Here is a 23,991-nt window from a genome sequence, read left to right on the forward strand (position 1 = left end):
GCTGGACAGGACGACTGGACCGGACGACTGAACCGGTGCCCGGACGCGCCCGGACCGGCGCCCGGCGCCCGTTACCGTTGACCCGTGCTCCGCCCCGCCTCCTCGTCGTCCGACGCCCAGCCCTCGTCCCGCCCCGAAGCCCGCCCCTCGCCGCAGCCGTCCCTGCTCCCCGACCCCGTCTCGGCGCCTCCCCGTGCCCGTCGGCGCGGGCCGCTCGGGGCGCGCACCGGCGTCGTCGTCGGTGTGCTGGCGCTGCTGCTCGCGGGCTGCACGTCGTCGCCCAAGAACCAGTCGGTCGTGGTGCCGCCCGAGGCGCCGGCCACGGGCGCGGTCGAGCCGGGGCTCGAGCCGTTCTACACGCAGGCGATCGAGTGGACGGCGTGCGACGGCTTCGAGTGCGCGACGGCGCAGGTCCCGCTCGACTACGCCGAGCCGGCCGCCGGCTCGGTCGAGCTCGCGCTCAAGCGGGCGCCCGCCGCGTCCGGCACGGCGATCGGCTCGCTGCTCGTGAACCCCGGCGGTCCGGGGGTCGCGGGCATCGACCTCGTGGACAGCGCGGTCGAGACTTTCGGCGAGGGTGTCCTCGCGAACTACGACGTCGTCGGCTTCGACCCGCGCGGCGTCGGGCAGTCCACGCCCATCCGGTGCCTCGACGACCAGGCGAAGGACCAGCTGATCTCGACCGACGTCGACTACTCGACCGACGCGGGCGTCGCGGCGGCGACGGCCGCCTACGCGGCCCTGGGCGCGGCGTGCGCCGCGAACACCGGCCCGCTGCTCGGTCACGTCGACACCGTGAGCGCGGCGCGTGACCTCGACGTGCTGCGCGCCGCGCTCGGCGACGACGCGCTCACCTACCTCGGCTACTCGTACGGCACGCTCCTGGGCGCGACCTACGCCGACCTGTTCCCCGACCGCGTCGGACGCCTCGTCCTCGACGGCGCGCTTGACCCGACGGTCACGCGGTCCGAGCTCGCGCTCCAGCAGGCGGTCGGCTTCGAGAACGCGCTGCGCGCCTACGTCGAGGACTGCCAGGCGGGGTCGCAGTGCCCGCTGCAGGGCGGCGTCGACGACGGGCTCGCGCAGGTCGAGGCGCTGGTCGAGCGCGCGCGTCGCAACCCGCTGCAGACCGAGAGCGGGCGCCCCCTCACCGGCTCGCTCGCGTTCACCGGCATCGCGCTCCCGCTGTACGACGACGCGCTCTGGGGCTACCTGACGCAGGCGCTCACCGCGGCGATCGTCGAGGACGACGGCTCGGTGCTCCTCCAGCTCGCCGACATCTACAACGACCGCAACCCCGACGGCTCGTTCTCGTCCAACTCGACCGAGGCGTTCGTCGCGATCAACTGCCTCGACTCCGCCTCGTCCGCCGATCTCGCGGAGATGCGGGCGGAGGCCGCGGAGATCGAGGCGGCCGCCCCGACGGTCGGCGCCTTCTTCGGCTACGGGGGTGTGACCTGCGCCGCGTGGCCGTACCCGCCCACGGGCGAGCCGGGCCCGACGACGGCCGAGGGTGCACCCCCGATCCTCGTGATCGGGACCACGAACGACCCCGCGACGCCGTACGCGTGGTCGGAGGCGCTCGCCGAGCAGCTGTCCTCGGGCGTCCTGCTCACCTACGAGGGCGAGGGGCACACGGCCTACGGGCGGTCGAACGACTGCATCCTGGACGCCGTGGACCAGTTCCTGCTCGCCGGCGAGGTGCCCGCGGACGGCACGCGCTGCTGAGCCGTGTGGACGTAGAGACGCCACGTTCGGGTTCACTCCCGACGACGTCGCGATGGCTGCGGTCGCCGTGGCGCTCGGCGCCGGGGGCGCCCTCGGGTCGCTCGAGACGACGGTGCTGCTGTCCCGTCGAGGAGACGCTCGAGGCGCTGCGTCGAGCGCAGCAGGTCGGCTACCGCCCGCCCGGCACGGCTCAGGCGGGGTTGCCCGGCGCGTAGAGGGGCTGGGGCGACTGCACGATCAGGGCCGACATCCCGCCGTCGGACCCCATGGAGTGCTGCTCGCCCGGCTGCCAGACGACCGCGTCACCGAACCGGACGGTGTACAGCTCGCCGTCCTCGCCCTCGACCCAGCCCGACCCGGACGTCACGGTGAACAGCTGCCACACGCCGGCGCTGTGACGCCCCAGCAGCGAGTCGGCGTCGAACGTGGCGAGGTGGATCCGGAAGCCGGCCGGCGAGTCCGCACGCGCCGCCTCGGTCATCGTCACGCCACGGCTGCCGAACCCCATCACGGTGCTGGTCTCGAGGGCCTTCGTCTCCATGCCGGAATCTTCGCCGGGCGAGGGGCCCGGCGTCAGTCGAATCACTCGTCCGCACCGGGCGATCTTCGGCGCGGACCGCGTCCGGCGCCCGCCCGAGCGCTCGCTTTGGTCGGGACGGGATCGTGTAGGTACAGTGGCTCCCGCTCGTCGTGACCTCGGTCGCGAGGGTGCCGCCTTAGCTCAGTCGGTAGAGCGTCTCACTCGTAATGAGAAGGTCAACAGTTCGATTCTGTTAGGCGGCTCCGGAGAAGCTGGCCCCTCACCTGCACATGCACAGGTCGGGGGGCCGTTCCTGTGCCGAGATCGGCATGGTCGTGGATCCGCCGGTTGCCGAGTCAGGCGAGCTTGGACCGCGCCCGGGGGCTGTCGTGGCGCACGTCCTCGACCAACGCCGTGGGGTGGGCGGAGAACGCCTGGTCGAGCACGAGGCTGGCAGCACCCACCGCGCCGAAGTGCTCGCCGATGCTCGTGCCGAGCACCTTCACGTGATGGATCTGGCGGGCCGCCGTGCCCGCCCCCACCTCGCCCGCGCCCTTGCCCAGGTAGTACGGCTCCAGTCGGCTCCAGTACGGCCCGCCGAGCACGAGCCGGTCCAGGTCCAGCATGTTCGTGACGACGAGCCCGAGGCGCGCGATGCCCGCCGCGGCATCGTCGACGATGCGTCGTGCCGCGAGGTCGCCGGCGTCCGCCTGGTCGAAGAGCACGCCGAGGGCGCCGGCCGTGTCCGACGGCGCGCCCGCGCCGAGCGCACCGGCACGGCGGGCCCGCCCGACCAGCGCGACCGGAGCCAGGGTGACCGCGACGCATCCCCGCTGGCCGCAGGCACAGGGCGGCCCGTCGGGATCGACGATGATGTGCCCGATCTCGCCCGCGTTGCCGGAGGAGCCGCGGACCACCTCGCCGTCGACGACCAGCCCGACGCCGATGCCGGTCCCGATGTAGAGCACCGCCATGGTTCCCCCGCGGCCGGGACTGCCCCACCACGTCTCCGCCACGGCGGCCGCGGTCACGTCCTTGTCCAGCAGCACCGGCAGCCCGGTGGCGGCGGCCAGGTCGTCACGGAGCGGGACCTGGTGCCAGTCCGGCAGGTTCGGCGGGTTCGCCACGACGCCGCGGCGGAGGTCGATGGGCCCGGGCGCGGCCACCCCGACGCCGAGGATCCGGTCGCGGTCCACCCCGCCGCCGGCGATCACGGCGTCGACGGCGGCCGTGATGGCGGCGATGGCGTGCGGCGGGTCGAGCGCGGAGGGTGTCGCCAGCCGCTGCTGCGCCAGGACGACCCCCTCGAGGTCGAGGAGCGCTACGGAGACCACCGCCGGGTCCAGGTGCACGCCGACGGCGAGGCGGGCCGCGGCCGTGAGGCGCAGCAGCGTGCGGGGCTTGCCCCGCCCGACGTTCGTGGTGCCCGCCTCCCGCACGAGCCCGTCGGCGAGGAGGCGGCGGCAGATGTTGGTCACCGCCTGGGCGGACAGTCCGGTCACAGCGGCCAGCTCGACGCGGCTCAGTCCCTCCGACCGGCGGATGGCGTCCAGCACCACCGTCTGGTTGTACGACCCGATCCGGACCGGGTTTGTCCCTCTGCGCACCACGGCGTGCCCTCCTCCCACCATTGTGGCCCACCTCGAACCCGTGATTAACTAAACCCGATTGAGTTAACCACACGCACCGCGGACCGGTGCCGCGGCCCGGAGCAAAGGAGCACCATGCGTCAGACCATTCGAAACACGTCGGTGCTGGCGCTCGCCAGCACGCTTGCCCTCGCAGGCTGCAGCGCGAGCGGCGACGGCGACGGCGGCACGGCCGACACGGCCGACGGCGGTGGCGACACCATCACCGTCATGTACCAGCGCACCGAGGGCGTCACCGCCCTGGATGAGCTGTTCAACCGGATCAAGCCGGAGTTCGAGGCCGCGAACGACGGCGTCACCGTCGAGCTCCAGCCCATCGAGGCCGCCGAGGACGACTACGCCACCCAGCTGGCGCTCGCGCAGCAGTCGGCGAGCACCGCCCCTGACGTCTTCTACGAGGACACCTTCCGGGTGCGCTCCGACGTCGAGGCCGGGTACCTGCTCAACCTCGACGAGTACGTCGCCGAGTGGGAGGACTGGGACCAGTTCAACGAGGGCGCTCGAGGCGCCGGTCGCGGCGACGACGGCAGCACCTACGCCATCCCGCTCGGCACCGACACCCGCGGCATCTGGTACTCCGAGCCGCTGCTGGAGGCCGCCGGCGTCACGCTGCCCTGGCAGCCGGAGAACTGGCAGGACATCCTCGACACCGCCGAGCAGATCAAGGCCTACGACCCCGAGTCGGTGCCGTTCCACATGTACGCCGGCAAGCCCGCCGGTGAGGGCACGCTCATGCAGAGCTTCCTGCCGTTGCTCTACGGCACCGAGGACCGCCTGTACGACGAGGAGTCGCAGACCTGGAACACGGGCACCCAGGGCTTCAAGGACGCGCTCACCTTCCTCGACACCCTCTACGACGACGGCTACGCGGTGCCTGTCGAAGAGGCGCTCGACGCCAACCTCTGGCAGACGATCTTCGACACGCGGCTGCCGGACGCCAAGCTCGGTGGCGTGGTCGAGGGCTCGTACGGCGCCTCGTTCTGGCAGCAGGGCGGTCCGTTCGAGTGGCCCGAGTACGCCGACAGCATCGGCGTCGCGGCCTTCCCGACCCAGAACGGCCAGGCGCCCGGGCGCGTGAGCATGTCGGGCGGGTGGACGCTCGCCGTCGGCGCCCAGAGCGACGCTCCGGACCTGGCGTTCGAGTTCCTCACCCTGGCGATGAACTTCGAGAACTCCCTCGCGTACACCGTGGAGAACTCCCAGATCGCCGTACGCGACGACGTCGCGGGCGACCCGTCCTACCTCGAGGCCAACCCGTACGTGAAGTTCTTCACCGACCTCGTCGAGGTCACCAACTTCCGGCCGGCCACTGCGGACTACCCCCGGATCTCCGCGCAGATCCAGGAGGCGACCGAGCAGGTCGTCACCGGCGCGGCCGAGCCGGCCGAGGCGGCCGCCGCGTACGACGACGCGCTCGTCAGGATCGTCGGTGCCGACGGCGTCAGCGGGTCCTGACCGACGATGCCCAGAACGACCACGAGTGCTGCGCCGGGGCGGGAGTCCGTCTCCCGTCCCGGCGGGCCCGCACCCCGACGCCCGCGGCAGGTGGGACGCACCCTGGTGCGCATCCTGCCGCTCGTCCCCGCGGTCCTCCTGCTCCTGCTCTTCATGGCGGGACCGGTGCTCTGGTCCCTCTACGGGTCGTTCACGAACGCCGCCCTGACCGGACCCAACGCGCAGAACCCGCAGTGGATCGGTCTCGACAACTACTCGCGGCTGCTCGAGGACCCCGACTTCCCACGGTCGGTGCTGCTGACCGTCGTCTTCGTGCTGCTCTCGGCCGTCGTCGGGCAGAACATCCTCGGGATGGCGCTCGCGCTGCTGATGTCGCGCGCGAGCGGCGGCGTCTCAGCGCTCATCGGCGGCGTCGTGGTCTCCGCGTGGGTCCTGCCGGAGATCGTGGCCGCGTTCGTGATGTACGCCTTCTTCACCGGTGAGGGCACCCTCGACCAGCTGCTCGGCCTGGTCGGGGTGGACGGACCCAACTGGCTGTTCGTCGCCCCGATGTTCGCCGTCATCCTCGCCAACATCTGGCGGGGGACCGCCTTCTCGATGATGGTCTACCGGGCCTCGCTCGACGACGTCCCGCCGGAGCTCGTCGAGGCCGCCCAGATCGACGGCGCGAGCCCGACCCAGCGGCTCTTCCGGATCACGCTGCCGGTCATCAAGAGCACCATCGCGACGAACCTCATGCTCACCACGCTGCAGACGCTGTCGGTGTTCACCCTGATCTTCGTCATGACCGCCGGCGGACCGTCGAACCGGTCGATGACCCTCCCGCTGCTCGCCTACGAGGAGGCCTTCAACTTCCTCGACGTCGGGTACGGCACCGCAATCGCCACGGTGATGCTCGTGGTCGGCGCGCTGTCCTCCGTCGTCTACATCCGCATGCTGCGACCGGGGAAGGACTGAACCATGGCCGTTCCCACTGCACCGGGCACCACCGGCCGCACCCCGGCCCTGGCAGCACCCGGGCGACGCCCCAGTCGGGTGGCGGCGAACGCCGTCCTCGTGCTGATCGGCGTCTGCTTCCTCGTGCCGCTGGCCTGGCTGTTCCTCTCGGCGGTGGACCCGGGCGCCAGCGCCCGCACGAGCCTGCCCGACACCGTCTCGACCGAGAACTTCCGCGCCGTCCTGACCGCGGACATCGCGCTGCGGCCACTGCTGATCAGCTTCGTGCTCTCGCTCGGCTCGGCGACCGTCACCGTGCTCGCCGCGGTCCTCGCGTCCTACCCGCTGTCGCGCTACCAGATGCGCTTCTCCAAGCCGTTCCTGTACACCGTGCTCTTCGGCACCAGCCTGCCCGTCACGGCGATCATGGTGCCGGTGTTCTCGCTGGCCGTGCGCACCGGCCTGCTCGACTCCATCTGGGCGACGGCGCTGTTCATGGCGGCGACCTCCCTGCCCATGGCGATCTGGATGACCAAGAACTTCATGGACTCGGTGCCGGTGTCGCTCGAGGAGGCGGCGTGGATGGACGGCGCGCCGGCCATGACGGCGCTGCGCCGGATCGTCGTGCCGCTCATGCGGCCGGGCCTGACCGTGGTGTTCATCTACGTGTTCATGCAGGCGTGGGGCAACTTCTTCGTCCCGTTCCTGCTGCTGCGCAGCCCGGAGAAGCAACCGGCCGCCGTCACGATCTACCAGTTCTTCGGGCAGTTCGGCGCCATCGACTACGGCCAGCTGGCAGCGTTCTCGCTGCTCTACTCGCTGCCCGTCATCGTCCTGTACGTCATCGTCTCGCGCAGCGTCGGCGGCTCGTTCGCCATGTCCGGCGCCGTCAAGGGCTGACCCGCAGCACCAAGGAGCTTCTTCATATGCACGACAACTCTGCCCTCGTCCGCACCCGGATCGACCGGTTCCTGCGCGAACGGCTGGTCCCGGCGCAGTACCGCGAGCTCGCGCCCGTCTCGGTCACCGCCTGGACCGTGCCGGAGGAGCGGCACGACGGCGGCGGCGGCCTGGCGGGCGAGCCGGTGACCTTCGCCGAGGCGGTCCGCGGCGACTACGAGCCGTTCGCCGTCGGCTCGCGGTGGGGCCGGCCCTGGTCGACCACCTGGTTCCACGTCACCGGCACCGTCCCCGCGACGTGGACCGCACCGGGCACCCGGGCCGAGCTCGTCGTGGACCTCGGCTTCACGGTCGCGCAGTCCGGGTTCCAGGCGGAGGGGACCGCGTACTCACCGGACGGCGTCATCCGCAAGGCCGTCGAGCCGCGCAACCGGTACGTGCCGCTTCCCGACGGGCCCGGCTCCGCCGTCGACCTCTACCTCGAGGCCGCGGCCAACCCGGACCTCTCCGGCGGGTGGCAGTTCGCGCCCACGCCGCTGGGCGAGAAGACGACGGCGGGCACGGACCCGGTCTACCGGCTCGAGCAGCTCGCCGTCGGGCTTCTCGACCAGATCGTCTGGGAGCTGGTCCAGGACGTCGTCGCCCTGCGGGGGCTTCTGGAGGTCCTGCCGGCGGACTCGTCGCGAGGGGCGCGAATCCTGCGGGCGCTCGAGCGGGCGGCCGACGCGGTCGACCCGGACGACGTCGCCGGGACGGCCGCCGCCGGACGTGCGGTCCTCGCCCCGGTCCTCGCCAGCCCTGCGCACGCCAGCGCCCACCGGGTGGTGGCCGTCGGGCACGCGCACATCGACTCCGCCTGGCTGTGGCCCACCCGCGAGACCCGGCGGAAGGTCGCCCGGACCTTCTCCAACGTCCTCGACCTCATGGCTGACAGCGACGAGCTCGTCTTCGCGGCGTCGTCCGCCCAGCAGTACGCCTGGCTGCAGGAGGACCAGCCGGAGCTGTTCGCCCGCCTGCGGCAGCGCGTCGCCGAAGGACGGTTCGTGCCCGTCGGCGGCATGTGGGTCGAGTCGGACACCAATCTGCCCGGCGGTGAGGCCATGGCCCGCCAGCTCGTGGCAGGCACCCGGTTCTTCCGGGAGGAGCTCGGCGTCGACCAGCCCGAGGTGTGGCTGCCCGACTCGTTCGGGTACTCGGCGGCGCTCCCGCAGATCATGCGGGCCGCCGGCGCCCGCTGGTTCCTCACCCAGAAGATCTCCTGGAACGAGACCAACCGGCACCCGCACCACACCTTCTGGTGGGAGGGCATCGACGGCACCCGCATCTTCACCCACTTCCCGCCGGTGGACACCTACGGAGCGGAGCTGTCGGCCACCGAGCTCGCCCGGGCCGAGCGCCAGTACGCGGAGAAGGGGGCGGGCACCACCTCGCTCGTGCCGTTCGGCTGGGGCGACGGCGGCGGCGGGCCCACGCGCGAGATGCTCGCGGCCGCGGCGCGCACCAAGGACCTCGAGGGGTCCCCTGCCGTCAGCCTGGGCAGCCCGCGCGACTTCTTCACCCAGGCGCAGGCCGAGTACGAGAACCCGCCCGTGTGGTCCGGTGAGCTCTACCTCGAGTTCCACCGCGGCACCTACACCTCCCAGGCGCGCATCAAGCGGGGGAACCGCCGCAGCGAGCACCTCCTGCGCGAGGCGGAGCTGTGGGCGACGACGGCGGCCGTCCGCGCCGGTGCCGTCTACCCGTACGAGGAGCTCGAGCGCGCCTGGCACACGGTGCTGCTCAACCAGTTCCACGACATCCTCCCCGGTAGCTCCATCGCCTGGGTGCACCAGGAGGCCGAGCGGCGTTACGCCGAGGTGGCCGAGAGCCTCGAGCACCTCATCGGTGCGGCGGTGTCCGCGCTGGTCGGCGACGGCGAGCGGCAGCTGGTCCTCAACGCCGGGCCGCGCGCGGTCGACGGCGTGCCCGCGCTCGGCGCCGGACTCGCGAGCGACGCGGCACGGGTCGACGGTGCCGGCCGTGCCCGTGCCACCCCCGAAGGGGCGGCGAGCACCGTGACGCACGCAGAGGGTGGCCACGCCCTCGAGAACGCCCACGTCCGGGTGACCGTCGACGCCCGCGGGCTTGTGACCTCGATCTACGACCGGGCTGCGGAGCGCGAGGTGGTCGCCCCGGGCCAGGCGGCCAACCTGCTCCAGATCTTCCGCGACACCCCCAACCAGTGGGACGCGTGGGACATCGACGAGCACTACCGGCGGCACGGTCGTGACCTGGACGAGGCCGAGTCCGTCGAGGTCGTGCAGTCCGACGAGGGCCCCGTGGTCCGGGTGGAGCGCGCGGTCGGCTCCTCGACCATCACCCAGGTGATCGGCCTGCGCCCCGACGAGCCCACGGTGGATCTGACCACGACCGTCGACTGGCACGAGAAGCAGAAGCTCCTCAAGCTCGCCTTCCCGCTCGACGTCCACGCCGAGCGGGCCGCCTCCGAGATCCAGTTCGGTCACGTCCATCGGCCCACCCACGCCAACACCTCCTGGGACGCGGCGCGGTTCGAGACGGTCGCCCACCGGTGGGTGCACGTCGGCGAGGCGGACTACGGCGTCGCCGTGGCCAACGACTCCGTCTACGGCCACGACATCACCCGCACCACCGGCGCCGACGGCGGCACCGTCACCCTGGTCCGGCTGTCGCTCCTGCGGGCGCCGCTCTTCCCGGACCCCACCGCGGACCAGGGCGAGCACACGTTCGCGGTTGCGCTCCGAGTGGGCGCCACCGTCGCGGACGCCGTCGGCGAGGGCTACCGCCTCAACGTCCCGCTGCGCCACGTCACCGGAGCTCGGGCCGCCGGCCCGCTTCTCCGGGTCGACAACCCCGCCGTGGTGGTCGAGGCGGTCAAGCTCGCCGACGACCGCAGCGGAGACGTCGTCGTGCGGCTCTACGAGGCACACGGCGGCCGCGCCGCCGCCGTCCTCACGGCGGACTTCCCCGTGGCCGACGTGGTCGAGACCGATCTGCACGAGCAGCGGGTCGAGCCCCGGGCCGTCACCACCACTCCGGCCGTCACCACCACCCCGGCCCTCAGCACCACCCCGGCCGACGGCGTCGGGCTGGCCTTGCGGCCCTTCCAGCTGGTGACGCTGCGCCTCACCCCGGCCCGGTGACCGGCGTGGATACGCTCAACCGGGACGCCCCTGACGATGCGACGGCCGACCGACCCGGAGGACCCATGACGACGCCGACCTGGCTGGGCACGCCCGCGCATGCCCGCTGGCTCGAGCAGGAGACCGACGCCCTGCTCGACTTCGCCCGCGGCTCGCGCACCGAGCAGGGTTTCGGCTACCTCGACGCGGACGGGCGGGTGGACCCCGCCCGCCCGTCCGAGCTGTGGATCACCTGCCGGATGACCCACGTCTTCGCGCTCGGCGCGCTGCTCGGCCGCCCCGGCTGCGCCCCGCTCGTCGACCACGGCCTGCGTGCCCTGACCGACGTCTTCGCCGACGCCGAGCACGGGGGCTGGTTCGCTGCCGTCGGCCCGGACGGCCCGACGGCGGACCGCAAGGAGGCCTACCCGCACGCCTTCGTCCTGCTCGCCACGTCGTCGGCGACGGCGGCCGGCAGGCCCGGCGCCGACCGGCTCCTCGCCCGCGCCAAGGCCGTGTCCCTCGAGCACTTCTGGCGCGAGGACGAGGGCATGGTCGTCGAGGGCTGGGACCGCGCCTTTTCCGAGGCCGAGGACTACCGCGGCGTCAACGCCAACATGCACACGGTCGAGGCCTACCTGGCCACCGCCGACGTGACCGACGACGACGTCTGGCTCGACATGGCCGTGCTCATCATCGAGCGGGTCGTCGACGGCTTCGCCCGTGCCGCGTCGTGGCGCATCCCCGAGCACTTCACCGCGGACTGGGCGCCGCTGCCGGAGTACAACGAGGACGAGCCGGCGCACCCGTTCCGGCCGTACGGCGCCACCGTCGGGCACTGGTTCGAGTGGGCCCGGCTGACCCTGCAGGCACGTGACGCCCTGACCCGGCGCGGCCGCGCGCCGGCGGACTGGATGCTCGACGGTGCCCGGCAGCTCTTCGCCGCGGGTGCGGCCGAGGGATGGGCCGTGGACGGCGCGGACGGCTTCGTCTACACGGTCGACCTCGACGGCGTCCCGGTGGTGCGCGAGCGGATGCACTGGGTCCTCACCGAGGCGATCGCCGCGGCCGCGGCGTTGCACCGCGTGACCAGCGAGACCGGCTACGACGACTGGTACCGCACCTGGTGGGACCACGCCGCCGCGCACCACATCGAGCGCCCCGGCGCCTGGATCCACGAGCTCAGCCCCACCAACGGCCCGAGCGCCAAGACCTGGTCCGGGAAGCCCGACGTCTACCACGCTCTCCAGGCCACCCTTGTCCCGCGGCTGCCCGTGAGCCCGGCGCTGTCGGCCGCGCTGGCGGAGGGCATGCTCGACACCGACGCCTGACCACGTCCGGCTGCTCGGTCTGCGCGCTCGATGTGACGTGCGGAGCAGTCGCTCGCGCAGAGGTCCAGTCCACCTCAGCCCTGATCTCTCGATCTGTTGCATGCACGCAACGCCACGCGATACTGTTGCGCGTATGCAACAGATCGCGGAGTGGGTGGCAGCGTCCGGCCTCACGAGGTCGCAGGTCGCAGAGCGGGCGGGCCTTGCCCGTTCCACCGTGCTGCGCATCGAAGCCGGCGAGACCGCCCCTTCGCTGCGGACCCTGCGCGAGCTCGCGATCGCCTGCGGGCTCGACATCGACCTCCACACCCGACCCGTGTCCGACCCCGCCGCCGCAGAAGCCGCCCGATTCATGCTCGAAGCCGGGTACGGACCGCACGACCAGGCGGGAGCCGACTCGTGGGTCGACCGCCTCACCCGGCAGGCCGGTCAGGACCCTGTCGAGGTCACCCGTGCCGCGGGCCAGGCCGCGAGCCTGACCCACCGGCCCGGGGCGTTCCACCTGACCGGGCCGGTCCCGCTCCTGCGGGTCGCGTCAGCCGGGGAAGGTGCCGGCGGTGCGTGGGCGATCTCCGGCGCTCCGCCACTGGGGGTCGAGGGCACGATCGTGCTGTGGTCCGAGCGGCCCGACGTCGCAGCCCGGCTCCTGGGCGAGGCGCTCCGCAAGGCCACCTCCCCGACGGTCGCGACCGTCATCGTCGCCGGCGCTCACCCGGCGGTCTTCCAGGACTCCTGGCGTGATGGCCCCCTCCGGTACGTCGCCCCGATCCAGATGCTGCTGGACGCGTTCGGTCTCGAACCGGCCCTGCAGTCCGCGGCGTTCGACGAAGCCCGGCGGTGGTGAACGATGCCTGAGAGCCGGTGGGCCGTCGGGTCCGACCAGTACCGCAAGCGGGCTCGGCCTGCCGCACCTGAACCGTCCGTGAGCCGTGCCGCCCGCGACGACGGCCGGCGCGCCCTGACGCAGGTCACCTGGGACGACACCAAGGTCGACGTGACCGCGATCCGCACGTCAGGTCTGGACCGGGCGCGGGCCCGGTTCCGGGGCCATCTGCCGGAGCTGGTCTGGAACGCGGCCGCCCTTGAAGGCAACACGTACACCCTGCCGGAGGTCCGGACCCTGCTCGAAGGGGTGACGGTCGCCGGGAAGCCGGTGGATGACGAACGGCAGATCCTGGCACTGTCCGAGGCGTACTCCCACCTGGACCAGGTGCTCGCCGACGGTACCTTCCGTCTGGACAAAAGGACCTCGGACCACCTGCACGCGATCCTGGCCCGCCATGAGGCCTTGGACGCGGGCCGGTTCCGTGGGGAAGGGGCAACGACCGGCGGCGGTCACGTGCGCCTGTCGGACGGGTCGGTGGTCGCGGGTGCCGAGGCGGGTGAAGGCGGCGTGGAGCTCCTGGCCCGCCACCAGGACCTGATCGCCTACCTGGACCGGGTACCGGATGTTCGACTGGCAGCGTTGGTGTACTTCGCGGCCGCGACCCGGTCCCAGTTCTACTTCGACGGGAACAAGCGGACGGCGCGGCTGATGATGACGGGACACCTGATGGCCGGTGGGTACGACCCCGTGTCGGTTCCCGCGGCCCGCAAGCTCGAGTTCAACGTCGCGCTCGACCGGATGTTCACGACCGATGACGCCACGGAGCTCATCGCGTTCCTCGGCACGTGCACGCTCGACTGAGCGTCAGCACCCACCTCCACCATCACCACCGCCACCGCCCGCGTCGAACCCTCCGCCGTCGCCGCCCGCGAACCACACGGCTCCTGACGAGCCGGCGGCGAACGAACCAGCCGATCGGCCGCGCCAGTCGCTCGGGTCCACCGGCCGCGCGGCAGGCGGACCTGGTCGGGCACGACGGTCGGGAGCCCGCCACACCTGGTCGTCACGCGGCCCTGAGCCTGCGCGGTCGCGTGGCGGTCGGCGCCGGTACCACCGCTCGAACGTCCACCATGCGGTCTGGTTGAGCGCTCCGATGATCAGCAGGGCGGTCAGGGCGATCTGGTGGCCGGTCTGGACCCAGAACACCACGGCTGCCCCGTAGGTCGCGACGACCAGCAGCGACCGCTGCCATCGCGACCCGTTGCGGACGACGGGCTCGCCGCGTGCGGCGGTCACCCGCCGCCGCCGAATCCGCCGCTTCCGCCCATGTGCCCCGTCCGGTCGATCGGGGGACTGCTGAACGGCCGGCCGTCGTACGTCTCGCGTACGTGGCCCGGGTGCGGGATGCGTCGCTGCTCGTCGCGGTCCCACTGCGGCTTCGGCGCACGCCGGCGCCAGATCTCACGCCACACCACGACGACGAGGACGACGACGCGTCTCCACGGTGGTGCACCTCTACCTCGACGGTGTGGTGCTGGGAAGCGTAGCGATCGCGGCGTGCCTCGCGGGGCCGGATGGCCGAATTCGCAGCGGGCCTGGTCCACCGAACCCCCACGCCTGCGCACAGAAACCTGCACCGGACCTGCCGACCGGGTCGCCGCCACGACCGCGAGCGAGCCCTAACGTTGCGCCCATGCCCGACGTCGCTGCGTCACCGCCCTCGTCACCGCGCCCGACGCCTGAGCCCGGCTCCGGCGTCGTGTCCCCGCCGCCTGCACCCCCGGCCGTCGTGCGTGCGGCGTACCCGCGGCTCCCCGCGCCGCGTCCCGCGGGTCCCGTGGCCCTCGCGCTGCGCGAGTTCTGGTCGGCCCGGCAGGGGCCCGTGCCGCTGCCCGTCCTGGTGGGCGCGTTGGCGGCCGGCGTCGTGGGCGGGGCGGTGCTCGTCGGTCACCGGGCAGGGCTCGGGCTGGCGGTCCTCGGTCTGCTGGTGTGGGCGGCTGCCCTGCCCGTGCTGGTCCGCCGCCGGTCCGTGAGCGACGCCGTGACGGCGGCCCTCTCGATCGCGCTGGTCGCGATGGTCGCGGTCCGCGACGCCGAGTGGGTCGCGGCGCTGAGCGTGCTCACCGCGGTCGTGGTGGCCGCGGTCGCGGTCACGTCGGCGCGCTCGGCCCCGGCGGTCGTGCTGAGCCCGGTGGCCGGCGCGGCGGGGGTGCTCCGGGTGCTCCCCTGGTTCCGCGGCGCGGCGGGGCAGCAGCTCGGCACGCTGCTCGGGACGCAGCGGAGCCGCCTCCTCGGGGCCGCCCGCAGCGTCCTCGTGACCGTCGCGCTGCTCGTCGTGTTCGGGCTGCTCTTCGCGAGCGCCGACCAGGTCTTCGCGAGCTACCTGCCCCGGTTCGAGATCGAGCTCGACCTGCTGCCGGCGCGCGTCGTCGTCGGTGTGCTGGTCGCGCTCGCGGCGGCGGCGATGGCGCACCTCGCGCTGGCGCCGCCGCGCTGGACCGGGATCGCGCTGGCGCCCGGCCGGCCCGCGAAGCGCGGCGAGTGGCTGCTCCCGGTGCTCGCGCTCGACGCGCTGGTGCTCGCGTTCGTGCTCGTCCAGGTGGGTGCTCTGCTCGGCGGCCACCGGTACGTGCTCGAGACGGCGGGCCTGACCTACGCGGAGTACGCGCGGCAGGGGTTCGCGCAGCTCCTCGCGGCGACGGCGCTCACGCTCGTCGTCGTCGCGGTCGCCGCCCGCCGGGCGCCGCGCGAGACCGGGCGCGACCGCCTGCTCACGCGGATCGCGCTCGGCCTGCTGTGCGTCGGGACGCTCGGCGTGGTCGCGTCCGCGCTGCGCCGCATGGACCTCTACGTCGACGCGTTCGGGCTCACCCGGCTGCGGGTGTTCGCCGTGGTGGTCGAGCTCGTCCTGGCCGCGGTGCTCGTGCTGGTCATGGTCGCCGGGGTGCGGTGGCGCAGCGGCTGGCTGCCGCGCGCCGTCGTGCAGGTGGTCGCCGTCGCGATGCTGGGGCTGGCGCTCCTCAACCCGGATGCGCAGATCGTCCGCCACAACGCGACGGCGGACCTCAGTGCCGCCGGGACCGACGTGCTCTACCTCCAGGACCTCTCGGCCGACGCCGTCCCCGCGATGGACGCGCTCGACGAGCCGCTGCGCTCGTGCCTGCTCGCGCGCGCCCGGGTCGACGCGCCGACGGGCCCGATCGAGTGGAACCTCGGCCGCGACCGTGCGACCACCGTCCTGACCGGTGCGGAGCTCGTGGAGACCAGGGGCTCCTGCGCCGAGGCCGCCGGTGGCCCCAGAGCGATCCGCCGCTGACGCCCGCCTCCCGTCGGGCCACAGCGGTCAGTCCTCCTCGATGTCACCGGACCCGGAGACGTGGCTCGTCACCCGGGCGCCACCCAGGTGCCGGATCGAGCCCGAGCCCTCGACGACCGCGCCGAGCGACCCGCTGACGTCGACCCGGGCACCGCCGGACCCCGCGACCGCGACCTCGGCGTCCCGGCTCGTCAGCCCCGAGCCCTCGTACGTGCCCGACCCCTCGACGCGCACCGACTGGCTCTCGGCGGTGCCGCTCACCATCACGTCGCCCGAACCGGCCACCTCGACCACGAGCTCCGCGGCGGACTGGGCCGTTCGGATGACGCCGCGGCACGCCGCCCGCGTGTGACGTCCGATTGCACCCTCCCGATCCCTACAGTCCGCGACCCACCGCGCCGACTGGACGGGTGCAGGGCACGTCCCAACCGACGCCGCCCGCCCTGCCCGCGTGCGCGCCCCTCGACGCCGCGCGGTGGCGTACGACGGGAGACGCGGCCTACCGATGGAGTGCACGCAGGTGCCGGTGACCCGGCGCGAGCTGAGGGAGGCCGAGGCGCGAGCGCGCCGGCGCAGCGTCCCGGCGGCGGCCGCGGGTGTCCTTCCCCCGGCCCTGCGGCTGCTCGCGTCCCGTCTCTGGCTCTCGGCGTCGGACCTCGCCCCGACGTCGCGCGACCTCGCCGTCTCCCTGCGGTCCGCCGCGCTCCGGACGGTCTCGCAGGCCCTGACGAGCGACCGGCTCGCGGTCCCGCGTGTCGCCGTCCCGGCGGCAGTGACGAGCTCGCTGCGCGCCGCGACCACAGCCACCGTGCCGGCGTCCGTGCGGACGGTCGCCGCGATGACGCTGACGGCCGCCCTCCTGGGCGGTGGTGTCGCGGAGGTGGTCAACGACGGACACGTCGCCCGGCAGGTCGCGGCCCAGGCCGCGGCCTCGCGCGCCGCCGTGGCAGCCGCGGAGGACGCGGCGCTGGTCGAGAACGCCACGCTCGCGCGGGCGACCCGGACGCAGGCCGCCCGGCTCCAGGGGAAGGCGGTCTCCTACGCCGCGGTCAAGCGGACCGAGGCGCTCGCGGTCGCACGCGCCGTCGTCGCCGAGGCCGAGGCCGTCGCGGCGACCGCGGGGCCGGCAGCGGGGCCGGAGGCGCTGACGCCGCTGGACCAGGCGCGGGCGACGCTCACCGCGATGATCGAGGCCGCGCCGGACCCCGTGGTCCAGGCCGCGGCACTCGCCTCGCCGGCGCAGGGCGCGCCCACGACGCCGACCGACGCCGTGCCGGCCACCTCGCCGTCCGCGGTGCCGACCGTCGACCTCGCGTCCGAGCCGGTCACCGCCCTGGCGCCCGGGTCCTCGACCCTCGAGGCGCGTGCCGACCGCCCCGCGGCGCGCAGCCAGCGCGCGGTGTCGGGCGAGTTCACGCCACCTCCGGCTGCCGGCACGACGACCGGCCCGACGACCCCGGCGGCCTCGACTGCGGAGCAGCCCGCAGGCACCGTTCCGGCCGTCGCCGAGGTCCCCGTGGTCACCTCCGAGCAGCTCGCGATCCAGCTCACCGAGCTCGATCTCGGCACGAGCGCTCAGATCGTCGGGGCGGCCCAGCTGGTCGCCGACCTCTCGGCGCAGGTGCAGGCGACCGCGGAGGCGAACCTCGCAGCCGCGGCAGCAGCGGCCGAGGCGCGTGCCGCCGCCGAGGCAGCGGCGAGCGCCGCCGCCCAGTCGCAGTCCCGCAAGGCGTCGCTCGCCACCAAGGCGCCCAACGGACAGATCCCGGTCGAGCTGCTCTGCGGCGTCTCGTTCCAGCGCAACGTGCAGCTGCGCTGCGACGCGGCCCAGGCGCTCGAGGCGCTCAACACCGCGTACCGGGCGGCCTTCGGCAGCAGCCTGCAGATCACGAGCACGTACCGCTCGCTCGACCAGCAGGTCGCGGTGAAGTCGCTCAAGGGCGGGCTCGCGAGCCAGCCAGGCCGCTCCAACCACGGTCGCGGGCTCGCGGTCGACTTCGGGAACTTCGGCGGCGTCGGCCAGTTCACCAACCCGTCGTACCGCTGGATGAAGGAGAACGGTCCCGCGTTCGGCTGGTACCACCCGCCCTACATGGGTCCGGGCGGTACCGGACCGCTCGAGCCGTGGCACTTCGAGTTCGGCAAGCTCTGAGCCCGTCCTTCCGCGCGGCGCAGGTGACGGAAGGTGCTCGAGTGGCCGGTGGCGAGCCGTACGGTTCGCTCCTGCCACAGCAGCACCATGCTCCGCACCGAGCGACGTGTGGTGGCCGTCACCGAAGATTTCGCTCCCGCAGGGGATGACCGGGGCGCTCCGGCGAGTTACTGTCTGGTGTCGCGTCGGTGCAAGACCCCCGGGCTTCACACTCAGCCGCTACGAGCGGCCACGCGCCGAGAGGCGTCCATCGGCGCGACACGCAGGAGGAAGGCGGCGGGAGCTTCGGCTCCCGCCGCCTTCTGCGTGGGCGGCTCTCTCGCGCGGCAGGCGTCACGTGCGGCCCCCGGCGAGCATCGTGACCGCCTTCTCGACCCGGCTCCGCCGCGTCTCCGGTGTCGTGGCGTCCGATCTCGGGTGGCACCTCGATCCCGGTCGTGCTCCCCGATCCGCCGACGATCGCGTCCGGAACCTCAGCGCGGCCGGTCCCTGTCCTTGCTCGGCTGCACCCGCTTGGGCTCGCCGGGCATCTTCGGGTACTCGGGCGGGTACGGCAGGTCGCCGGCGCCGTTGTCGCGCTCGTCCTTGTCGGCGAGCTCGAGCAGCGGCTCGATCGAGTAGGCCTCGGGTGCGCCGGCGACCAGCGGGGCGAACAGGTCGCCGACCTCGGCGAAGCGCGCCGGCATCGTGGTCACGTCGAAGTCGTCGGGCGCGACGTCGGGCACCTCGTCCCAGCGCAGCGGCGCCGACACGGTGGCACGCGGGTTGGAGCGGATCGAGTAGGCCGACGCGATGGTGCGGTCGCGGGCCATCTGGTTGTAGTCGATGAAGATCTTCCGGCCGCGCTCCTCCTTCCACCACTTGATCGTGACCTGCTCCGGCAGGCGGCGCTCGATCTCCCGGCCGAGCGCGATCGTCGCGCGGCGCGCCTGCGTGAAGGTCCAGCGCGGCTGGATCGGGACGAAGATGTGCAGCCCGCGGCCGCCCGACGTCTTGGGCTGCCCCTCCATCCCCAGGTCGTGCAGCAGCGCGCGCACGTGCGGCGCGACCCGGGCCGCGTCGTCGTAGTCGGTGCCCGGCTGGGGGTCGAGGTCGATCCGGAGCTGGTCGGGCGACTCCACGTCGTCGCGGGTCACCGGCCAGGGGTGGAAGGTCAGCGTGCCCATGTTCGCGGCCCAGGCCACGACGGCGAGCTCCGTGGGGCACACCTCGTCCGCCGTGCGGCCCGAGGGGAACGCGATGGTCGACGTCTCGACGTAGTCCGGAGCGCCCTTCGGGACCCGCTTCTGGTAGAACGCGTCACCCGTCGAGTCGGTCCGGGTGGCGAGCTTGGCCCCCTCGAAGACTCCCTTGGGCCAGCGCTCGAGGGTCGTGGGCCGCTCGCGGAGCGCCCCGAGGATGCCGTCGCCGACCGCGACGAAGTACTGCACGACGTCGAGCTTCGTCAGGCCGCGCTCGGGGAACACGACGCGGTCGGGGCTGGTCACGCGCACCGTGCGGCCGCCGACCTCGAGCTCGACCGCCGGAGTCCTGGATGCCGCCATGGGCTCACGGTAACCAGGCGGCCGCCCGGACGGGGCGATTCACCGCCCGGGTCGACAGCGCCGGATCGGCGAGGCGGCGCTCAGGCGTGCGCGTGCAGGGGCGCCGTGAGGGTCCCCGCAGCGACGCGCAGTTCGTGCATCACGTCGAGCAGGATCCGGTTGAACGCGATCGGGTTGTGGCTGTTCACGTCGTGCCCGGCGCGGGGCACCACGGTCAGGCGGATGCCTGGCCGGGCGGCGAGGTAGCGCCGCTCCTCGAGCCGGAGGATGTCGCGGCGACCGTTCACGAGCCACACCGGCACGAGGAGACGGCGCAGGTCGGCGAGCGACGAGTGCCCCTTCATCGCCGCGAGCATGTCGGTGACCACGTGCCACGTGCCCCCCGTGGGGCGCAGCGTCCGGGAGACGTGGTGGGCGAGCGTGCGGTACGCGCCGACGGGCTTGCCGCGGATCTCGGTCGAGCAGCCGGCCAGCACGACGCCGGCGATGGTGCCCTCGTGCCGCGCCGCGTACGCGAGCGACGCGTAGCCGCCGAGCGACAGACCGACGAGCAGCGGCGGGACCGGGAACCGGCGGACCGCCTCGTCGATGGTCTGGAGTGCGGCGGCGAGCGTGAACGTCTCGCCGGACCGCGAGCCGTGGCCGGGCAGGTCGAGCGCGTAGGTCTCGTGACCGTGCCGGGCCAGGGCGGCGATCTGCTCGGCCCAGATGGCCGACGACGTACGGACGCCGTGGACGAACACGACGGGGGCGGGAGAGATCACGGAGAGAGGCTCTTCTCGGAGGGCGGACGCCAAGGATACGCCGCGAGCGGCGCGGTGCCCGACGGACGGATCACTGGCGGACGGTCCGGCGGGCGGCTGGCACACTCGGTGGCGGCACGAGCGGACCGACGAGGAGCAGCGAGCACAGATGGCCCACGATCCCGGACAGCAGTACGCGTCACTCCGGCTGGATGTCGGCGCGCCGCCGTCACGGCAGGCCGAGCTCGCGAGCTGGCTCCAGCGCGTGGGTGCCATGCTGCTCGACCACCTGGTGGCCCTGCTGCCGTGGCTCGTCGCGGGCCCGTTCGCCTGGTTCACCGCGGACCGGGGGGTCGACATCTTCGGTGAGCCGTCGATCATGACCAGCACCGCCGGCGACTGGGTCATGCTGGCCGCGCTGGCGATCCAGGCGGGCATCTGGGTGTGGAACCGGTGGATCCGGCAGGGCCGGACCGGGCGGTCGGTGGGCAAGCAGGCGCTGGGCCTGCGCCTGGCGGATGCGACGTCCGGTCAGGTGCCGGGGGTGGGCCGCACGATCGGACGTGACTTCGCCCACGTGCTCGACTGGCCCGGCTCGCTCGGTTACCTGTGGCCGCTGTGGGACCCCAGGAACCAGACGTTCGCGGACAAGGTCGTCAGCACGGTGGTCGTCCGCGAACGCTGACCTGCACAACCGGCTGCCAGTGGTCAGGCACGATGTCCGAGTGACCGACGACTCACCGGCCGCCCGGCCGGTCACGACTTCCGGCCCTCGGAGGCGACGCAGGCGCGGAGACGCGCTCGTGCTCGGTGACCGCACGTTCTCGGGTCGTGTCGGGCAGCCCGCCCTGACCCACCCGTGGCCGTGGTCCGGCCGGACGGAACCACGTGTGTCGCTGGGAGCCGACCGCGTTCATCCCTCGTGGCCGCCCACGTCCGGCGGGAAGCACGGCGCCGTACAGGTACGGCTACCAGCTCGAGCCGAACGGACGGGTGCCGAACTGGTCCCTACCCGCCTACCCCGCGCAGTACGTCCCCGACGGACCCGGGCTCGCGCGAGCGCTCGCGGACGCCACCGATCTCGCTGCTTTGGCCCGCTATCCCGTGGTCGTGGGCCTCGTCCTGACGTGGCACGACTGGCACTGAGATCCGCGGTCCCGTCGCGGGCGCGGACATGCATGCGCCTCGTGGGACGGGCAGCGTCGGTCAGACGCTCGCGGCCCACGACGACGGGATCAGCTGCGCGGTGACGACGTCCGAGAGGTTGCCGGTCGGCACCGTCGCCTCGTAGACCCCGGCGTCGATCTTCTCGAGCCGCAGGCCCTCGGCCAGGTCCGCGTTGTGGCCCGTGTACGAGACGCGCGAGACCGTCGCGCCGCCTCGCTCCGTCCACTGGTCGACGACGCGCATCTCGAGCCCGTTCCACCGGGCCGTCACGTTGAGCTCGAACAGCTCCGTCACCTCCGCGCGCGGGACCACGCGGCGCCAACGCCCGGCCTCGGTCCGCTCGAACCCGAGCTGCGCCGGCGGCTCGACCTCGGCGACCACGACGACGTCGTCGCCCAGCACGTCGGCGTTGAGGTAGGTCTCGGACCACTTCGCCATCGGACCCACGAAGCGGGAGATCTGCGGGCTCGGCGAGTGGGTGACCGACACGACGTCGGACTGCCAGCCGTGACCCACGTCGACGTGCCGGGCCAGGACGCTCTGGGAGCCGTCGGCCGCGACCCTGACCAGCTCGGTGCCCGCAGGCACGCGCGAGTGCACCAACCAGTAGAGCGGCACGACGGCGCCCTGGACGGCGACGAAGCCGGTGCCCGTGAACGGGGGCCGGTCCACGAAGGGGCCACCGGTGAGCTGCCGGGTCTCCTGGTCGACGCCGCCGGTCGCGTTCTCGAACCGCAGCTGCGGCGTCGCGGGGAAGCGCAGGATGTCGACGTACGGCGCGTCGGGCGTGAACGTCGACCCGGGGAAGCCGAGCCCGTGCACCTCGAACAACGCGGCCGGGGTCGTCGCGAACGCCACGTCCTCGGCCCGGACGACGAACCCGGCGAGCCGGTCGAAACCGCCCTGCAGGTACGCCTGCGACATCGGCGGGGTGACGGCCTTCTGCATGATGGTCACGCGGGTGCTCCTCGGGTGGTTGCGGGCATGGTCATGGTGTCGGATACGCACGGGCGTGTGGGACGTAGAGCCGGATCACACGGGAATCTCGACGAAAACTTCGCGGACGTCGACGAGCTCATCGATCGGTACAGTCCCCCGCCACACGTTGTTCTCGACCTGCCTGAGGCCGAGATCGTGTGGAGGAGTTCGGTCGGTCACCCAGATGGCGTCTTCTGCTCTCGGCGGCTGCCCTGTGGGAGGCCTTTGGTCGTAGCCGTCGACGTAGATGTCTGCTCGCCGCCCATCGTCGAGAACCCTCTCCACCAAGATCCTCCAGCCGCGCCAACGGGCGGTCGTCTCGACGCGAAAGAGCCGGGAGACCTCATTGCGCTCGACCAACCTCGTCAAACGGCCCCAACGATCCAACTCGAATCCGACCGGCGAGTTCACGGTCGGTTGCGCGAATAGCCGGACTGGCCCACTTTCCGCGAACGATGCCTCGTAGGTTGCGCCGCTGACCTGTGCATACTCGCCGGCCATCATGGGGCGACACCCGGCTGTTCAGCGACGAGTCGCCACTCCCGGGCGTGGAAGACCGCGGCCAACTGCTGGTCGCCCTCGGGGCCGATTCGCCACAGCTCGGCGCCTTCGGGCATCCTGAATATCGATTCGAAACGAAACTCAGGAGCGAAGTCAGCTTTCGATCCACCGAATCCATTGCCGCGAAACAAATTGGTTTCGTCGAGCGCCCTATCTGCCCACTGGGCGAGATCTGGGTGGCTATCGGTGAACCACGAGCGAATTGCGTCCGAACGAACACCTTCATCCAGGTGGCGAATTTCGAGCGGCAGTTCGCGCAAGGCCTTGAGAACATCGTCCGGGACTGCCAGGGAAGAGAACGCGTCTCCGGCATCACCTGCGCGGAAGCGGATTCCGAACATCGGGTCGCCCGCGCGAAAGGTGCTGGGGGAATAGCCGAGGACCAGCTTGTCGAACAAGCTGGTCGTGTCGAGGCCCATGACGTCCGCCGCCCGAGCGACGAAGCCGTCGAGAGTGCGGCTGACGTTTCCCTTGGAACCTTCGAGGAAGTCAACGAGGGCCTGCCCACCCAACTCGAGGAACAGTTCGTCCCCCAGAATCGCGCGCGCGTCCTCCGGCTGCAGAAGCTTTTGCAGGACGTCATCCGCCAGAACAGCTGGCATGGCGTGACGGACGTCAAGCAGGAGGTCGATGTCTCCTGGGTCGAGCTGGTGGAGTGGTGTCCGTACCAGTTTCGTGAACGCCTCGACGGTCACCTCCCGCTCGTCGAGCTCTCGAGCGAGGGCGTCCTCGAAGTTCGGTTGCTGTGCGATCAGGTCGTCACGGGTGTTGATCAGGTGCGGCTGGCCATCGGCGTCGATGGCGACACGACCCGGTTCGCCGTCCGGCTCACCGACGCTAGGTCCGTCGCCCAGAGGAGGCTCGTCAGCGGTGCCAGGAGCCCTCGGTGGTATATCCACCCCGTCGGTATCCGGGGTGCCCGGCGTCACCCCGCCGGGGTTGACCAGGTCGTCCGCGCCGTGTCCGAGCCCGCCCGGGCCCTGGCCGCCGCCGGTGCCGCCGCCCACGGTTGCGGGCTCGGGCACGCGCACCGGTGCGGGCGCCT

Annotated in this window: 21 protein-coding genes and 1 tRNA gene; 13 read left to right on the plus strand and 9 right to left on the minus strand. The window is 72.7% G+C overall.

Going from position 1 to position 23,991, the window contains the following annotated elements; translation table 11 throughout:
• Positions 1 to 84 precede the first annotated feature (84 nt).
• Positions 85 to 1,728 (plus strand): alpha/beta hydrolase, encoded by a 1,644-nt coding sequence (locus tag HIR71_RS06110; protein WP_311836127.1) that lies wholly within the window; start codon positions 85 to 87, stop codon positions 1,726 to 1,728.
• A 190-nt stretch (positions 1,729 to 1,918) separates the two neighbouring features.
• On the opposite strand, the gene HIR71_RS06115 is transcribed toward HIR71_RS06110, so the two are convergent.
• Positions 1,919 to 2,269 (minus strand): cupin domain-containing protein, encoded by a 351-nt coding sequence (locus HIR71_RS06115; protein WP_169324161.1) that lies wholly within the window; start codon positions 2,267 to 2,269, stop codon positions 1,919 to 1,921.
• A gap of 169 nt (positions 2,270 to 2,438) precedes the next feature.
• Between HIR71_RS06115 and HIR71_RS06120 the strand changes: the two genes are divergently transcribed.
• A tRNA-Thr gene (locus tag HIR71_RS06120) sits at positions 2,439 to 2,511 on the plus strand.
• A gap of 93 nt (positions 2,512 to 2,604) precedes the next feature.
• Here the strand turns inward: HIR71_RS06120 and HIR71_RS06125 are convergent.
• On the minus strand, positions 2,605 to 3,855 hold the full coding sequence (locus HIR71_RS06125) for an ROK family transcriptional regulator (RefSeq protein ID WP_311836128.1): 1,251 nt from the start codon (positions 3,853 to 3,855) through the stop codon (positions 2,605 to 2,607).
• 117 nt (positions 3,856 to 3,972) lie between these two features.
• Here HIR71_RS06125 and HIR71_RS06130 point away from each other — a divergent pair, with 117 nt between their 5' ends.
• The 7 genes from HIR71_RS06130 to HIR71_RS06160 all read left to right on the plus strand — a co-directional run bounded on the left by HIR71_RS06130 (position 3,973) and on the right by HIR71_RS06160 (position 13,346).
• Positions 3,973 to 5,352: an extracellular solute-binding protein gene (locus tag HIR71_RS06130; RefSeq protein ID WP_169324162.1), complete on the plus strand. Its 1,380-nt coding sequence runs from the start codon at positions 3,973 to 3,975 to the stop codon at positions 5,350 to 5,352.
• A gap of 6 nt (positions 5,353 to 5,358) precedes the next feature.
• Positions 5,359 to 6,309, plus strand: a complete 951-nt coding sequence (locus HIR71_RS06135; RefSeq protein ID WP_169324163.1) for a carbohydrate ABC transporter permease — start codon at positions 5,359 to 5,361, stop codon at positions 6,307 to 6,309.
• Positions 6,310 to 6,312: 3 nt separating this feature from the next.
• A complete protein-coding gene (locus HIR71_RS06140) occupies positions 6,313 to 7,188 on the plus strand; it encodes a carbohydrate ABC transporter permease (RefSeq protein WP_169324164.1) in 876 nt (291 codons plus the stop codon).
• A gap of 26 nt (positions 7,189 to 7,214) precedes the next feature.
• Positions 7,215 to 10,349 (plus strand): alpha-mannosidase, encoded by a 3,135-nt coding sequence (locus HIR71_RS06145; RefSeq protein ID WP_169324165.1) that lies wholly within the window; start codon positions 7,215 to 7,217, stop codon positions 10,347 to 10,349.
• A gap of 65 nt (positions 10,350 to 10,414) precedes the next feature.
• Positions 10,415 to 11,659, plus strand: coding sequence for an AGE family epimerase/isomerase (locus HIR71_RS06150; protein ID WP_169324166.1), 1,245 nt, complete (start codon positions 10,415 to 10,417; stop codon positions 11,657 to 11,659).
• Between the two features lie 133 nt (positions 11,660 to 11,792).
• Positions 11,793 to 12,503 carry a helix-turn-helix domain-containing protein gene (locus HIR71_RS06155; protein WP_169324167.1) on the plus strand — a complete coding sequence of 237 codons (711 nt, stop codon included), beginning with the start codon at positions 11,793 to 11,795 and terminating at the stop codon, positions 12,501 to 12,503.
• Between the two features lie 3 nt (positions 12,504 to 12,506).
• On the plus strand, positions 12,507 to 13,346 hold the full coding sequence (locus HIR71_RS06160; protein WP_211373839.1) for a Fic family protein: 840 nt from the start codon (positions 12,507 to 12,509) through the stop codon (positions 13,344 to 13,346).
• 3 nt (positions 13,347 to 13,349) lie between these two features.
• Here the strand turns inward: HIR71_RS06160 and HIR71_RS06165 are convergent, their stop codons facing one another.
• Complete coding sequence (locus tag HIR71_RS06165; RefSeq protein WP_169324168.1) at positions 13,350 to 13,781, minus strand: hypothetical protein; 432 nt, start codon at positions 13,779 to 13,781, stop codon at positions 13,350 to 13,352.
• A 397-nt stretch (positions 13,782 to 14,178) separates the two neighbouring features.
• Between HIR71_RS06165 and HIR71_RS06170 the strand changes: the two genes are divergently transcribed.
• A complete protein-coding gene (locus HIR71_RS06170) occupies positions 14,179 to 15,801 on the plus strand; it encodes a DUF4153 domain-containing protein (protein WP_169324169.1) in 1,623 nt (540 codons plus the stop codon).
• Between the two features lie 27 nt (positions 15,802 to 15,828).
• Here the strand turns inward: HIR71_RS06170 and HIR71_RS17380 are convergent, their stop codons facing one another.
• Complete coding sequence (locus HIR71_RS17380; RefSeq protein WP_311836130.1) at positions 15,829 to 16,317, minus strand: GIN domain-containing protein; 489 nt, start codon at positions 16,315 to 16,317, stop codon at positions 15,829 to 15,831.
• 4 nt (positions 16,318 to 16,321) lie between these two features.
• Here HIR71_RS17380 and HIR71_RS17385 point away from each other — a divergent pair, with 4 nt between their 5' ends.
• Entirely contained in the window at positions 16,322 to 17,953 is a 1,632-nt protein-coding gene (locus HIR71_RS17385; RefSeq protein ID WP_169324171.1) for a M15 family metallopeptidase, read from the plus strand.
• A 473-nt stretch (positions 17,954 to 18,426) separates the two neighbouring features.
• Here the strand turns inward: HIR71_RS17385 and ligD are convergent, their stop codons facing one another.
• Together ligD and HIR71_RS06190 are read right to left on the minus strand one after the other, a co-directional pair.
• Positions 18,427 to 19,497, minus strand: a complete 1,071-nt coding sequence (ligD, locus tag HIR71_RS06185) for a non-homologous end-joining DNA ligase (RefSeq protein WP_169324172.1) — start codon at positions 19,495 to 19,497, stop codon at positions 18,427 to 18,429.
• An 80-nt stretch (positions 19,498 to 19,577) separates the two neighbouring features.
• On the minus strand, positions 19,578 to 20,261 hold the full coding sequence (locus HIR71_RS06190; RefSeq protein WP_311836131.1) for an alpha/beta fold hydrolase: 684 nt from the start codon (positions 20,259 to 20,261) through the stop codon (positions 19,578 to 19,580).
• 148 nt (positions 20,262 to 20,409) lie between these two features.
• On the opposite strand from HIR71_RS06190, the gene HIR71_RS06195 reads away from it, so the two are divergent.
• Together HIR71_RS06195 and HIR71_RS06200 are read left to right on the plus strand one after the other, a co-directional pair.
• On the plus strand, positions 20,410 to 20,925 hold the full coding sequence (locus HIR71_RS06195) for an RDD family protein (protein ID WP_249051602.1): 516 nt from the start codon (positions 20,410 to 20,412) through the stop codon (positions 20,923 to 20,925).
• Between the two features lie 308 nt (positions 20,926 to 21,233).
• Positions 21,234 to 21,386: a hypothetical protein gene (locus HIR71_RS06200; RefSeq protein ID WP_169324175.1), complete on the plus strand. Its 153-nt coding sequence runs from the start codon at positions 21,234 to 21,236 to the stop codon at positions 21,384 to 21,386.
• A gap of 60 nt (positions 21,387 to 21,446) precedes the next feature.
• Here the strand turns inward: HIR71_RS06200 and HIR71_RS06205 are convergent, their stop codons facing one another.
• From HIR71_RS06205 to HIR71_RS06215, 3 genes are all read right to left on the minus strand, one after another.
• On the minus strand, positions 21,447 to 22,355 hold the full coding sequence (locus HIR71_RS06205) for a hypothetical protein (RefSeq protein ID WP_211373862.1): 909 nt from the start codon (positions 22,353 to 22,355) through the stop codon (positions 21,447 to 21,449).
• Between the two features lie 84 nt (positions 22,356 to 22,439).
• The gene (locus HIR71_RS06210; protein ID WP_169324177.1) at positions 22,440 to 22,889 is read right to left on the minus strand and encodes a hypothetical protein; all 450 of its coding nucleotides are present in this window, start codon (positions 22,887 to 22,889) and stop codon (positions 22,440 to 22,442) included.
• The coding region (locus HIR71_RS06215; RefSeq protein WP_211373840.1) for a hypothetical protein at positions 22,886 to 23,991 on the minus strand (1,106 nt) is incomplete at its 5' end. The genes HIR71_RS06210 and HIR71_RS06215, both read right to left, overlap by 4 nt.

It is taken from the genome of Cellulomonas fimi (assembly GCF_012952065.1).
GTDB classification, from domain to species: Bacteria; Actinomycetota; Actinomycetes; order Actinomycetales; family Cellulomonadaceae; genus Pengzhenrongella; species Pengzhenrongella fimi_A.

Coding starts and splice junctions, on each gene's coding strand:
- HIR71_RS06115 (WP_169324161.1), bottom strand. CDS start 2,269: ATGGAGACGAAGGCCCTCGAGACCAGCACCGTGATGGGGTTCGGCAGC.
- HIR71_RS06130 (WP_169324162.1), top strand. CDS start 3,973: ATGCGTCAGACCATTCGAAACACGTCGGTGCTGGCGCTCGCCAGCACG.
- HIR71_RS06135 (WP_169324163.1), top strand. CDS start 5,359: ATGCCCAGAACGACCACGAGTGCTGCGCCGGGGCGGGAGTCCGTCTCC.
- HIR71_RS06140 (WP_169324164.1), top strand. CDS start 6,313: ATGGCCGTTCCCACTGCACCGGGCACCACCGGCCGCACCCCGGCCCTG.
- HIR71_RS06145 (WP_169324165.1), top strand. CDS start 7,215: ATGCACGACAACTCTGCCCTCGTCCGCACCCGGATCGACCGGTTCCTG.
- HIR71_RS06150 (WP_169324166.1), top strand. CDS start 10,415: ATGACGACGCCGACCTGGCTGGGCACGCCCGCGCATGCCCGCTGGCTC.
- HIR71_RS06155 (WP_169324167.1), top strand. CDS start 11,793: ATGCAACAGATCGCGGAGTGGGTGGCAGCGTCCGGCCTCACGAGGTCG.
- HIR71_RS06160 (WP_211373839.1), top strand. CDS start 12,507: ATGCCTGAGAGCCGGTGGGCCGTCGGGTCCGACCAGTACCGCAAGCGG.
- HIR71_RS06170 (WP_169324169.1), top strand. CDS start 14,179: ATGCCCGACGTCGCTGCGTCACCGCCCTCGTCACCGCGCCCGACGCCT.
- ligD (WP_169324172.1), bottom strand. CDS start 19,497: ATGGCGGCATCCAGGACTCCGGCGGTCGAGCTCGAGGTCGGCGGCCGC.
- HIR71_RS06195 (WP_249051602.1), top strand. CDS start 20,410: ATGGCCCACGATCCCGGACAGCAGTACGCGTCACTCCGGCTGGATGTC.
- HIR71_RS06205 (WP_211373862.1), bottom strand. CDS start 22,355: ATGCAGAAGGCCGTCACCCCGCCGATGTCGCAGGCGTACCTGCAGGGC.
- HIR71_RS06210 (WP_169324177.1), bottom strand. CDS start 22,889: ATGATGGCCGGCGAGTATGCACAGGTCAGCGGCGCAACCTACGAGGCA.